General features: G+C 63.2%; 14 protein-coding genes. 12 read left to right on the top strand and 2 right to left on the bottom strand.

The genetic code is table 11. The annotated features are described in order from the left end of the window. Nucleotides 1-46: 46 nt before the first annotated feature. Together J7E24_RS02760 and J7E24_RS02755 are read right to left on the bottom strand one after the other, a co-directional pair. Nucleotides 47-958 (bottom strand): DUF4097 family beta strand repeat-containing protein, encoded by a 912-nt coding sequence (locus J7E24_RS02760; RefSeq protein ID WP_215134895.1) that lies wholly within the window; start codon nt 956-958, stop codon nt 47-49. Nucleotides 959-1,006: 48 nt separating this feature from the next. Further along, nucleotides 1,007-1,921, bottom strand: coding sequence for an arginase family protein (locus J7E24_RS02755; protein WP_215134893.1), 915 nt, complete (start codon nt 1,919-1,921; stop codon nt 1,007-1,009). Between the two features lie 180 nt (nt 1,922-2,101). Between J7E24_RS02755 and J7E24_RS02750 the strand changes: the two genes are divergently transcribed. From J7E24_RS02750 to J7E24_RS02695, 12 genes are all read left to right on the top strand, one after another. Continuing rightward, nucleotides 2,102-2,518 carry an STAS/SEC14 domain-containing protein gene (locus tag J7E24_RS02750; RefSeq protein WP_215134891.1) on the top strand — a complete coding sequence of 139 codons (417 nt, stop codon included), beginning with the start codon at nt 2,102-2,104 and terminating at the stop codon, nt 2,516-2,518. Between the two features lie 57 nt (nt 2,519-2,575). Then, the gene (locus J7E24_RS02745; protein WP_215134889.1) at nt 2,576-3,031 is read left to right on the top strand and encodes a hypothetical protein; all 456 of its coding nucleotides are present in this window, start codon (nt 2,576-2,578) and stop codon (nt 3,029-3,031) included. Between the two features lie 165 nt (nt 3,032-3,196). Continuing rightward, entirely contained in the window at nt 3,197-3,931 is a 735-nt protein-coding gene (locus J7E24_RS02740) for a YebC/PmpR family DNA-binding transcriptional regulator (protein WP_215134888.1), read from the top strand. A gap of 184 nt (nt 3,932-4,115) precedes the next feature. Beyond that, nucleotides 4,116-5,177 carry a serine hydrolase domain-containing protein gene (locus tag J7E24_RS02735; protein ID WP_215134886.1) on the top strand — a complete coding sequence of 354 codons (1,062 nt, stop codon included), beginning with the start codon at nt 4,116-4,118 and terminating at the stop codon, nt 5,175-5,177. A gap of 90 nt (nt 5,178-5,267) precedes the next feature. Further along, nucleotides 5,268-6,332 (top strand): proline iminopeptidase-family hydrolase, encoded by a 1,065-nt coding sequence (locus J7E24_RS02730; protein ID WP_215134884.1) that lies wholly within the window; start codon nt 5,268-5,270, stop codon nt 6,330-6,332. Between the two features lie 43 nt (nt 6,333-6,375). Beyond that, the gene (locus J7E24_RS02725) at nt 6,376-6,774 is read left to right on the top strand and encodes a hypothetical protein (RefSeq protein WP_215134882.1); all 399 of its coding nucleotides are present in this window, start codon (nt 6,376-6,378) and stop codon (nt 6,772-6,774) included. A gap of 20 nt (nt 6,775-6,794) precedes the next feature. Further along, the gene (locus J7E24_RS02720) at nt 6,795-7,133 is read left to right on the top strand and encodes a hypothetical protein (RefSeq protein WP_215134879.1); all 339 of its coding nucleotides are present in this window, start codon (nt 6,795-6,797) and stop codon (nt 7,131-7,133) included. Nucleotides 7,134-7,293: 160 nt separating this feature from the next. Beyond that, nucleotides 7,294-8,421 carry a 23S rRNA pseudouridine(2604) synthase RluF gene (gene rluF, locus J7E24_RS02715; protein ID WP_215134877.1) on the top strand — a complete coding sequence of 376 codons (1,128 nt, stop codon included), beginning with the start codon at nt 7,294-7,296 and terminating at the stop codon, nt 8,419-8,421. A gap of 371 nt (nt 8,422-8,792) precedes the next feature. Continuing rightward, complete coding sequence (yiaA, locus tag J7E24_RS02710; RefSeq protein WP_215134875.1) at nt 8,793-9,230, top strand: inner membrane protein YiaA; 438 nt, start codon at nt 8,793-8,795, stop codon at nt 9,228-9,230. Nucleotides 9,231-9,390: 160 nt separating this feature from the next. Continuing rightward, nucleotides 9,391-10,404 carry a biotin synthase BioB gene (gene bioB / locus J7E24_RS02705; protein WP_215134873.1) on the top strand — a complete coding sequence of 338 codons (1,014 nt, stop codon included), beginning with the start codon at nt 9,391-9,393 and terminating at the stop codon, nt 10,402-10,404. 195 nt (nt 10,405-10,599) lie between these two features. Then, nucleotides 10,600-10,863, top strand: coding sequence for a hypothetical protein (locus tag J7E24_RS02700; RefSeq protein ID WP_215134871.1), 264 nt, complete (start codon nt 10,600-10,602; stop codon nt 10,861-10,863). A 73-nt stretch (nt 10,864-10,936) separates the two neighbouring features. Then, the gene (locus J7E24_RS02695) at nt 10,937-12,076 is read left to right on the top strand and encodes an aminotransferase class I/II-fold pyridoxal phosphate-dependent enzyme (protein WP_215134869.1); all 1,140 of its coding nucleotides are present in this window, start codon (nt 10,937-10,939) and stop codon (nt 12,074-12,076) included. Nucleotides 12,077-12,209: the final 133 nt, after the last annotated feature.

Below are 12,209 nucleotides of genomic sequence, written 5' to 3'. Positions count from 1 at the left end.
ATAGTCTGCCTCTTTGGGCGGCTCCGTTGGGGCCAGCCCAAAGGGGCTATTCCGCGTCGAGAGAATCGGGGGCGGCGGCGGGAGCGGGTTGGGGCGGCGTTACCCGCACGTTGCCGTTTACGGTGCTGACTTTCAGCTGCGCCCCGCCTTTGCCCAGGGTAGCGGCCAGGTTGTGGGGCAGCAGGTTGAGGCGCTTGGTATTTAGTTCGGCGGCCACCCGGCCCCGGGTGGCGCGGGCCAGCAGCGTAGCAGTGTAATCGGCTGGCAGCTCCCAGCTGATGTCCCCATTCACGGTGCTCACGTCCAGCCCCGGGCCGGTCCAGGTGTCGCCGCTCAGACTCAGGTCGATGCGGCCGTTGGTGGTTTGGGCGCGCACGTCGCCGGATACGCCACGCAACACAAGCGGCCCGTTGGTGGTGGTCAGGCGCAGCTGGCCCCGCACGTTTTCCAGCGTTAGCGCCCCGTTCACGGCCGTCAGCACCAGGTTGGTTTGGGCTGGCACCAGCACCTCGTAGCTCACGGCCCAGCCCTCTACCGAGCCGTTGGCCAGCGCAGCCCGCACCGTGTGGGCGGTGGTACTGAAGCGCACGGCGGTAGCCAGAGCCCGGGCCGTTTCGGCAGTGGCGCCCGTGCCCGTAATTCGCGCCCGCACCCGCACATCGGTCCCGGTCCAGGCCCGTACGCTAATGCTGCCGTTGGTGCACGCATCCACCGTCAGGGGTATGTCGGCGGGGGGCGTGGGCAGCGTCAGGTGGCGAATTTCGCAATGCATTTTCTGCAGCGGGCCCGCGGGTGGCGGGTTGGTGGCGCAATCGAGCGAGAATACGGGAGCCGGCCCAGTTGGGCGGGGTTTTGCTGCGGGAGTGGTCTTTTTGGCGGCCGGGGCTTTGGATGGAGTCATTTTCTGAGCCACAGCCGGGCCGGCAGCCAGCAGCAGAAGTAACAGAGTCGTTTTCATAGAAGAGCAGAGCAGAAAGAGGCAGCAGGGAAACCGGGGCAGTGAGTACTAATGGCCTGACGCGGCGGCCACTCCGGTAAGATACGCCGCCACAACGGTAGCGGCCAGCCGTGCCGTCTGCTGGTCGCGGTCGAAGAGCGGGTTAAGCTCCATTACCTCAAACAGGCGTACGCCGGCGCTGCAGCCCGCTAGCCACGCGGCCTCCGTGGCTTGGCGAGGCGTCAGGCCATCGGCGCTGGGCGCGCTTACCCCTGGGGCATGGGCTTGGGCGCAACAGTCAATATCGAAGCTCACGAAGGCCGGGCCAGCCGCTGTAGCCCGCGCCAGGGCCCGGCTCATAGCCTCAGGCATCCCTCTGGCCTGCACCTGGGCCAGCGGCACTACATGAGCCTGCTGTTGGTGCAGAAAATCAATATCGGCCTGCATGTTGAGGTTGGAGTGCAGCCCGATTTCCGTGAAGCGCGCCCCGGCTAACAAGCCTTCGCGCAGCAGCTTTCCGAACGGTGTGCCGCTGCTAAGCAGGCCAGGACGGTCTTTTACATCGGCGTGGGCATCGAGGTTGATGCCGCCCAGAGGCTGCCCGCCGGTGGCGGCGTGCAGGCCGCGCACGGTGCTGTAGGTGCCATCGTGCGAGCCGCCCAGCACCACCACGCGCGGGTATTGCGCCAGCAGCCGGGCCAGTTCGGTGGCAATAGTTTCGTGGTTGTCGGTGTGGCGGGCGGCGCGCAGCGGCAGGTTGCCGGCGTCGGCTATGCGCAGCTGGCGCAGGGTGGCGTGGTGTTCGAGGTTGTAGGTTTTGTGGTAGCGCCGCAACTCGCTTCTGATGGCGTTCGGGGCATGGGCAGCCCCACCCCGTCCGCCTTCCAGCACCGTTCCGAAGTCGAGCGGCAGCCCCACCAGACACACGTCGGCGACGGGCAGCTCGGCGGCCGGGCGAATCAGTTCACGCAGAAAATCAGCCATAGCCCAAAGTAACAGATTGGCGGCCAAACGAACAGTCGAGCTTATTACATCTAGCTCTGCGCTAGCTTATCCGAATGAATATTCCGGCAGCCCTTACTTTTAGGCGCCAGGCGCCGTATGTACCTACAGGCTGCCGACCGGCGGCGGCCCTCTGCACCCTCGCCCCTACTCTTGAGAAGCATGGTTTACTTCGACCAAATCCTGCTTGACACACCCACGCTGCTGGTGAGCTACAGCAGCCGGCACAAGTTGATACAGGCGCAGTGGCGAGGCCGCTTCGATGCGGAGTTGGCTCAGCAGCAGTGCCAGCTGATGCTTGCCAGCCTGCCCCCCACGCAGCCCGTGCACCGCATGGTGAATGACAGCAGTGAAGTATTTGGCGAGTGGCTGGAAGCCGGCAACTGGATTGGAGAAGTGCTGGCGCCCGCGCTGGCCGCCCGTGGCGTGCGGGCCGTAGCCTGGATAAATGCCATGGACTGGCCTTCCCGCGAAGCGGTGGCCTGCACTGTTTCGCTTACGCAGAAGCTGCCTATTAAAACCTTCGATTTTGATGAGGCAGATGCCGCGCTGGCCTGGGTGTTAAGCATCGAGGCCTGAACATTGACCGGGGTACTGCCGCCAAAACTATCTGCCTCAGGACGCCTAACTTTCGGCATGAACCTGCTTCGCTCCTTGTTGCCCCTGCTTTATCTGCTGCTGGCGGCGCTGCCACTGGCGGCCCGACAGCCTGCCCGCGCGCTGCCATTGCCCCGGCCGGTTGCGCCTGCGCCATTTTTCGGCACCTACGCCTACCTGTCCTATACCATCCTCGACCGGGAAAGCAGCCCCGAGCCCCTGCCGGCGCAGGGCGTGGGCGGCACCCTTACGCTGCGCCCCGACGGCACCTACCAGAAACGCCTGACCCTGACGGCCAACGGCGGCCTCATGCGCTTCGACCAAGACGGCCGCTACACGTTCACGTCCGGCCGCATCCGCTTCACGCACACCGACAAAAACGGCCGCCCGCGCACCGATGAAGGCACTTTCCGGCTGGCAAAAGACCAGCTCATTATTGTAGTGGCAGGCTTTCCGGTAGGCAACCAGAGCACCTACACGCTGCAACGGCAGTAGCAGCGGGCGGGGCCGCACCTCCGTTGCCGGGTGGCGGCATGGGCACGCAGCACCGGAGGAGCCAGCCGTTGCGCCCCGGCCGGCTTTCTGCTAACTTGCGGCCCGTTCCGCCCCCTCGGGGCCGCACGACAACTTACTCCTTACCATTTCACCAAATCACTATAGATGGGACGCGCGTTTGAATTCCGCAAAGGCCGCAAAATGAAGCGCTGGGACCAGATGTCGAAAGACTTTACCCGCATCGGCCGCGAAATTGTGATGGCCGTGAAGGAGGCCGGCCCCAACCCCGATACCAACTCGCGCCTGCGCACGGCCATCCAGAACGGCAAGGGTGTGAACATGCCCAAAGACCGGGTGGAAGCCGCCATCAAGCGGGCTTCCTCGCGCGAGGAAAAGGACTACCAAGAGGTAGTATATGAGGGCTATGCGCCCCACGGTGTGGCCGTAGTGATTGAAACTGCCACCGACAACCCTACCCGCACCGTGGCCAACGTGCGCATGTACTTCAACCGGGGCAACGGCGCGCTGGGCACCGCCGGTTCCTCCGACTACACCTTCACCCGCAAGGGCGTGTTCAAGCTGGCCGCCGAGGGCCTGGAGTTGGAGGAACTGGAGCTGGAGCTGATTGATGCCGGCGCCGAGGACGTGTACGCCGACCAGGAAGAGGACGAGCAGGGCCAGACCACCGACTTTATCGTGGTGGAAACCGCCTTCACCGACTTCGGCCAGATGCAGAAGGCGCTGGAGGAAAAGCAGCTCAACGTGGTATCGGCCCAGCTGCAGCGCGTGCCCAACACCACCGTACACCTCGAAGGCGACGAGCTGGAAGAAGTGATGAACCTGATTGAGAAGTTCGAAGAGGACGACGACGTACAGGCCGTGTACCACACGCTTGGCTGATCACGGATTAGCACGAATTTTAGCGGATTTCACGGATTTCGTAGCCGATTTTGCTGGTTTGATGGGCTGCTCCAGTTGGGGCGGCCCGTTTTACTTTTTGTTGGGACAACTGCCGGCCTTAGCCCCCACATCTACCGCAGCATCCGCCCCAGCCGCAACCCTGCGTCCGGCCTTCCTGAGTCCCATGAAACTGCTGCTCCTGCTGCTGGCCATACTATTGCTCAGCCTGCTTGCCCCCGCTCAGCAAGCCGAGCTAACGGCCCTGCTGGGCCAGCAAAACGTGCCGGGGCTGCAACTGGTGCATACTAAACGAGGCAAGGCTACGACTTATACCGCAGGAAGGCTGCGGCAGGATTCGGCCGCGGCCGTAACGGCCGAAACCGTGTTTCAGGCGGCCTCGCTGGGCAAAGTGGTACTGGCCTACCTCACCCTGCGGCTCCACGACCAGGGCCGGCTCGACCTTGACCAGCCGCTGCTGCGCTACGCGCCGTATCTGCGGGTGCAGGGCCAGCCCCGGGCCGCCCGCGTAACGGCCCGCATGGTGCTTACTCATACCACCGGCCTGCCCAACTGGGCCGATAACCCGCTGGGGCCCACCTGGGCCGCCTCGCCCCTGGTCTTTCGGTTTGCGCCCGACAGCTGCTGGAATTACTCGGGCGAAGGGTTTGTGTGGCTACAACACACGCTGGAGCAGCTAACTGGCGAGCCGCTGGAAACCCTGGCCCAGCGGGAGGTATTTGGGCCGCTGAAGATGCGCCGCAGCAGCTTTCGGTGGCAGCCCCGGTTTTCAGCCAATGCCGCCACCGGCCACGACAAAGCCGGCCAGCCCACCCAGGTTCGCCGTTTCGCGGAGCCCTACGCTGCTTACTCCCTACTTGCCACTGCCCCCGACTACAACCGCTTCCTGCAGGCCCTGCGCACCGGCCGCGGCCTGAAACCCACCACGGCCCAGCTGCTGCGGCTGGCCGCCAACGAAGCCAACCGCTGTGGCCGGCCCACCGCCCCCACCGACCCATTCGTGGCCTGGGCTGTGGGCGTGGGCGTGGCCCGCACCAGCGCCGGTTCCACCCTTTGGCACTGGGGCGACAACGGCGACTTTCAGGGTTTCTTCATGGTGCTACCCAACCGCCGCGAAAGCCTGCTCTTCTTCACCAACAGCGCCAACGGCCTGCTTCTCACCGACGAGCTGCTGCGCCTGTTCATCGGCCCCGGCGAGTACCGGGCCAGCCAATGGCTGGCGGAATAAACGGAACGATGTAGGGGCGGGGCTTAGCTTCGCCCCTACATCGCCCTTCACAACTGACAACTGACAACTGACAACTGAATATATTGCCGGATGCTGAAACGCCTCCTCGCTCCTACCCTGCTGGCCCTGACGGCCGCCGCCTGTTCCCCTTCCGCTACCGAAGCGCCCGATGCTGCTGCCGCGCCGGCCCTCACGGCCTACTTCCCGGCTCCCGATACGGCTGCGCTGGCCGATGGCGGCGTGAAAATGGTGCCTATTACGACGCCCAAGGGCACGTTTAAGGTCTGGACCAAGCGGTTTGGGAGCAACCCGCGTATCAAGCTGCTGCTGCTAAACGGCGGGCCGGGCGCCACGCACGAATACTTTGAGTGCATGGAAAGCTTCCTGCCCCGCGAGGGCATCGAGTTCATCTACTACGACCAACTCGGCTGCGGCAACTCCGACAACCCCCAGGACACCAGCATGTGGAGCCTGCCGCGCTACGTGGAGGAAGTGGAGCAGGTGCGGCAGGCCCTCCAGCTCGACAGCAGCAACTTCTATTTGCTGGGCCACAGCTGGGGTGGCATTCTGGCCGCCGAGTACGCGCTCAAGTACCAGCAGCACCTCAAAGGGCTCGTCATCAGCAACATGATGATGAGCATTCCGGCTTACGGCAAGTACGCCGAAGAAGTACTGGCGCCCCAGTTCAAGCCCGAAGTGCTGAAGGAAATCCGGGAAATTGAGGCGCGCAAGGACTTCCAAAACCCGCGCTACATGGAGCTGCTGCTGCCCAATTTCTACACTCAGCACATTCTGCGCCGCCCCCTGGAGCAGTGGCCCGAGCCGGTGAACCGCTCGTTTGCCAAAATGAACCAGTCGCTGTACGTGACGATGCAGGGCCCGAGCGAGTTCGGCGTATCGGGCAAACTGCTGAACTGGAACCGTGTGCCCGACCTGCCCAAGCTGGCCATGCCCGTGCTCAGCATCGGTGGCAAACACGACACCATGGACCCCGAGCACATGCGCATGGTGGCCCAAAAAGTGCAGCACGGCACCGCCCTCATCTGTCCCAAAGGCTCCCACATGAGCTTCTACGACGACCAGCAAACCTATATGCGCGGCCTGATAACGTGGCTGAAAGGGGTGGATAAGGGCGAAAAAGAGGTAAAATTGTAGTCCGAACGCCGCTTATTTTCCGGCCAACGCCCCGTTTCCCCTGATGCCTGCTTCTGCCTCCGACCCCGCGCCTCCTGTTTCTCTGTATTCTCAGCGGAGTATCCGACTGTTTTCGCTTGCCTTCACCACCATTGCGGGCAGCGCGCTTACGGCCAGCAATTTGCGGACAATAGGCCGTCCCGACCAAGCGCGCAAGGTTATCTGGGCGAGTGTGGTGTACATGGTCCTGATGGGGGTATTGGTGTCCTTTCTGCCTAATATCTCTGCCTACGGGGCCTATATTGCGGGCATCGGGCTGGCCGGCGGCTATGGCCTCAATACATACGCCGATTCGTTTATCCTGAACAAAAAGGACCACCCGGCCCGCAGCATCTGGCGGCCGCTGCTGCTGTGCCTGCTGATTTTTGCGCCCCTGCTTGGGCTGCTTGTGTACGCGCTGTAAGCCCTCTTTTCTCTGCTCCTATGCATTTCCCCTACCGCTCCCTGTTTCTGTTTGAAGCCGACATGGCCACCGTTTTCGAAATAAAGCGCCTCGACATCCAGAGCAAGAACCCCAGTCACCTGTACTTCTGGCTGCACTTCGATAAGGCCAGCGGCCAACTCAGCCAGCTCGATTTCGTGGATATGCGCACGGAAGCTGGTGAGCACCTGCGCGAGTTCACGCAGGGCCAGCTGCGTTTCAACGCTACCGAGGGCATCTTTTCGCCTACTGATGGTACCCAGGCGTTGAACTTGCGCACCATCACGCCGCCCACGCTGCCCGCCGAGCTGGAAACGGCGCTGTTCGCGTTTTTCGCTTAGGCTCTGTTCGAGTACAAGCCTGCCCGCTGGTTATCAGCCGGAATACCACCCCTGTCCTGAATACGGCGTACCTTTGCAGGCTGCCGACCCACCTCGGGCCGGCAGCTTCTTTTTTGGTGGCCCAAGCACCCGGCACTCCGCACTAAGCATTACTCCTCTTATGGCAACCCGACTCAATAAATACATCAGCGAAAGTGGCGTGTGCTCGCGCCGCGAAGCCGACCGCCACATCGAGCAGGGCAACGTAACGGTGAACGGCAAGCGCGCCGCCGTTGGCGACCAGGTAACCAGCCGCGACCGGGTGGTGGTGAACGGTGCCCACATCGAACCCCGGCCCGAGGAAGAGGCGGTGTATTTGGCCTACAACAAGCCTCCCGGCATCGTCACGACCACCGACTTGGGCGTAAAGGACAACGTTATCCGCGCCATCAAGCACACAGTGCGCATCTTCCCCATCGGTCGGCTCGACAAGGAGTCGCAGGGCCTGCTGCTGATGACGAGCAACGGCGACATCGTGAACAAAATCCTGCGCGCCGGCAACCAGCACGAGAAGGAGTACATCGTGATGGTGGACAAGCCCATCAAGGACGATTTCATCGAGGCCATGCAGAACGGGGTGCCCATTTTGGGCGTGATGACCCAGAAATGCAAGGTGGTGAAGGAAACGCCCTACATTTTCCGGCTGACGCTGGTGCAGGGCATGAACCGCCAGATCCGGCGCATGTGCGAGCATTTCGGCTACGAAGTGGTGCAGCTGGAGCGCATCCGCATCATGAACATCAGCATCAAGGGCCTGGGCCCCGGCGAGTGGCGCGAGCTGCGCGACAAGGAGCTGAAGGTGCTGTTTGAGATGATCGAAAACTCGAGCGGCACCGATGACGGCCGCACGCCACGCCGCCGCAAAGTGGTATCGACGGCCGAACAGTGGGGCGACCAGCCGGGCCGCAAAACCGCCCGCCGCGCCACCACCCGCCCCGACATTGTGCGCCTCCCTTCCGACCCCTCGATGGGCGACGAGGCCCCGCGCAAAGCCAAAGCCCTGCCGGCCGGCACCTGGCTCGACAAAGACTCGGTGCGCCCGGGAGCCAAGCCCAAGCGGCTGGTAACGGCCGGCCGCACCGCCGGCTCGGGCCGCCCCACCGACAAAGCCGGCCCCCGCCCCGGCAAAGCTGGCGGCCCGAAAAGCGGCCCCAAAGGAGCCAGCAAACGCCCGGCGAAAGGCAGTGGCGGCCCGGCTAAAGGCCAAAGCAGCAGCCGCGGCAGCCGCGGTTCCAGCCGCAGCCGGTAGTACCACCCGAACGCAATTTCAGCAGCCCCCGATCTTTCTACAGGTCGGGGGCTGCTGTTTTTCGGCAGCTTCTCCGTTCGTTTCCGACCCGCAACAGGGTTTGTTCCTGCTGAAACACGCCCGTCAGGAAGTCGGATAGTGAGCCGGCTGTGCCAGTATATTCAGGGTAGATGCAGCATTGAAATGGCCGTTTTTGCTCTCAGGCAGTCTTTTCATGTCTGCGCAGTAGGCGTTTTCACTCGGAGCAAGGGTGGCTGGCTAAAGTCTGAATGCGCGAAATTCTGGAGCTACCGGTCGGCAGTGGGCGCGTATGTTTGACATGTCGGACGCGTTGCCGCCGGCGCTTTTTTCACCAATTCACCCTCATTGCCATGAACGCTCCGCTCGCCAAGCCCTCCAATGCCTTTGTTGCCGCCTCCTGGTTTGCCCTGCTGGCCGGCATGGCCGCCTTCATTATTGGCCTCTGGAATGCGCAGATGTTACTTAACGAGAAGGGCTACTATTTCACTGTACTGATGTATGGGCTGTTTTCGGCTATTTCGCTGCAAAAATCAGTACGCGACCAGCTCGACGGTATTCCGGTAACCAGCATTTACTACGGCCTGAGCTGGTTTTCCACTATCCTTTCCATTGCCCTGCTCACGGTGGGCTTGTGGAACGCCACACTCACGCTCAGCGAAAAAGGCTTCTATGCCATGTCGTTTCTGCTGAGCCTGTTCGCGGCTATTGCCGTGCAGAAAAACACCCGCGACGCCCGCGCCGAGCAGCCTGCCGAGCCGAAGCCGCAAAACCAGTACCCCGAAAATTAGGCAGCCCTCCGGTGAGAGGAGGCGCGGATACTCTGGCCCCGCTGAGTATCTTGCGGCTACATTTTAGCTGTTAGCTGTTGGCTATTGGCTGTTGGCTTCCCGCCTGACAGCACTGCCACAAAAGCTAACAGCCATCAGCTAACAGCTAACAGCTCCAACAATGCTCCGCACCGACTGGACCCTTGCCGAAGTAACCGCCATTTACCACCAGCCCGTGCTGGAACTTGTTTCGCAGGCGGCCGCCATCCATGCCGTAACCCAGGCCACCGGCGAAGTGCAGGTGTGCACGCTGCTGAGCGTGAAAACCGGCGGCTGCCCCGAAGATTGCGCCTACTGCCCCCAGGCCGCCCGCTACCACACGGGCGTGCAGGCCCATAAGCTGCTGCCCGACGCCGAAGTGCTGGCCTCGGCCCAGCGCGCCCGCGACGCCGGCTCCACCCGCTTCTGCATGGGCGCCGCCTGGCGCGAAATCCGCGACAACAAGGACTTTGACCGCGTATTGGGCATGGTAGAGCAGGTAAACGGCCTCGGGCTGGAGGTGTGCTGCACGCTGGGCATGCTGAACGAGTACCAGGCCGAGCGCCTGAAAGAAGCCGGCCTCTACGCCTACAACCACAACCTCGATACCAGCCGCGAGAAGTACGACGACATCATCACTACGCGCACCTACGACGACCGGCTGAACACGCTGGAGCACGTTCGTAAGGCCGGTATTTCGGTGTGCTCGGGCGGCATCATTGGCCTGGGCGAAACCGACGAGGACCGCGTAGCCATGCTGCACACGCTGGCTACCCTGGAGGCTCACCCCGAAAGCGTACCGGTAAATGCCCTGGTACCCGTGGAGGGCACGCCCCTGGCCGAGCAGCCCCGCGTGAGCGTGTGGGAAATGCTGCGCATGATTGCCACGGCCCGCATTCTGATGCCCAACACGATGGTGCGCCTCTCGGCTGGCCGCCAGGAAATGCCCGTTACCGAGCAGGCATTGTGCTTTCTGGCCGGTGCCAACTCCATTTTCTCGGGCGAGAAGCTGCTGACCACCCCCAACCCCGACTTCGATGCCGACCAGCAGATGTTTGCCCTGCTCGGCCTCAAGCCCCGCAAATCGTTTAAAGATGTGCCCGAAGGCGCCGTGCTGATGGGCCGCGGCAAGGCCCCGGTAGCGGTGGAGGCGTAGTCTGGGCCTTTAGCACTCCAGAGCCGTGTCATGCTGAGCGAAGGTGGAGCCGTAGTCGAAGCATCTCTACTGCAACAAGTAAATCCATTATCAGGATTAGCATTGCGGTAGAGATGCTTCGACTACGGCTCCGCCTTCGCTCAGCATGACGCTTTTTTTTCTTCCCCACGCCTCTCCCTCACTACCCCTCTGTTTATGGAAATTCCCTTCGACCTTAACCTCGACCATGCCTACGCCGAAAGCATCCGGCAGCAGCACGAGGCCCGCGAGGCCCACGACCTGATTTCGGAGCTGGAAGACAAGGTTGGCTCGGCCCTGGGGCTGGTGATGCAGCGCCACGGCGTACTGCCCGCCGTCGGCGACCGGGTAGAAGTGGATTCGGAATGGTTGGTTATCAGCGCCCGCACTTTCGGGCAGGATGGCAGTGTGTGGCTCTCGGTAGGCCCGTTTGCAGGCTGAGGTTTTCGTGTCATCCTGAGCATTCCGCCAATTGAACGGCGACGAAGGATAACAGACAGTTTTTCGCGCTCCTATGCCTACTTCCCTGCACCAGCGCCTGGCCGCCGAGCTGGCCCGGCGCGAGGCCGCCGGCACCCGCCGTCGCCTGCCCGCCCCGCCCGCGCCCAACCTCACCAATTTCAGCTCCAACGACTACCTGGGGCTGAGCCGGCACCCACAGGTGCTGGCTGCAATGCAGCAGGCGGCCCGGCTGCCGGCCGGCAGCACTGGCTCGCGGCTTCTCACCGGCAACTCGCAAGCTGCCGAGGCCCTCGAAACCCACCTGGCGCAGTTCCACGGGGCCGAGGCGGCGCTACTCTTCAATTCGGGCTACGCGGCCAACCTGGGCTTTTTTGGGGCCGTACCCCGGCGCGGCGACACCATCCTTTACGATGAGGCCAGCCACGCCTCGGTCAAGGATGGCATCCGGGCCACGCCGGCCACCGCCTGGAGCTTCCGCCACCACGACTTGGCCGACCTGGAGCGCAAGGCGGCGCGGGCCACCGGCGCGGTGTTCGTGGCCGTGGAGGCGCTGTATTCCATGGATGGCGACGTAGCCCCGCTGGCCGAGCTGGTGGCCGTTTGCCAGCGCCTGGGTTTGCATCTGGTGGTCGATGAAGCGCATACCAACGGCCTATACGGCCCGCGGGGCGAAGGGCTGGTAGCGGCGCTGGGGCTGCAGGAGGCCGTATTTGCCCGCATCCTCACCTTTGGCAAGGCGCTGGGCAGCCAGGGCGCGGCGGTGGCCGGCTCGGCTTTGCTGCGCGACTATCTGCTCAATTTCAGCCGGCCCTTCATCTACACCACGGCCCTGCCCCCGGCCACTGTGGCGGGCCTCACGGCAGCCTACCAACTGCTGCCGGAGCTGCAGCCGGCCCGCGAGCAGCTTTTCCGGTTTTCCGATTATCTGAAAGCCACGCTCAACGCCGTGCCGGGCCTGCACGTGCCGGCCACCAGCCACATTATTCACCCGGTTTTCTTCACCCAAAACCCCGGCCCCGCCGCTGTGCGTGCCGTAGCTGCCGCCGCCCAGGCCGCCGGCTTCGATGTGCGCGCCATTGTGGCGCCCACCGTGCCCGCCGGTACCGAGCGGCTCCGGCTTATTGTACATTCCTTCAACACCGAAGCAGAAATTGACGCGTTGGCGGCAGTGTTGGCAGAGGCTGTCAGCTAAACTAAATGCGGTGGGCGGCGTAGGGGCGGGGCTTGTCCCCGCCCGCCGTGCGCGCCGCTGCTACGATTCTGTTCAATGTTGCATACGGCGGGCGGGGACAAGCCCCGCCCCTACGCCGCCCTCCACAACTTGG

Origin of the sequence: Hymenobacter sp. ISL-91 (assembly GCF_018613725.1) — a bacterium.
In the GTDB taxonomy this organism is placed as follows: Bacteria; Bacteroidota; Bacteroidia; order Cytophagales; family Hymenobacteraceae; genus Hymenobacter.
This window is presented reverse-complemented; position numbering and strand designations above follow the sequence as displayed.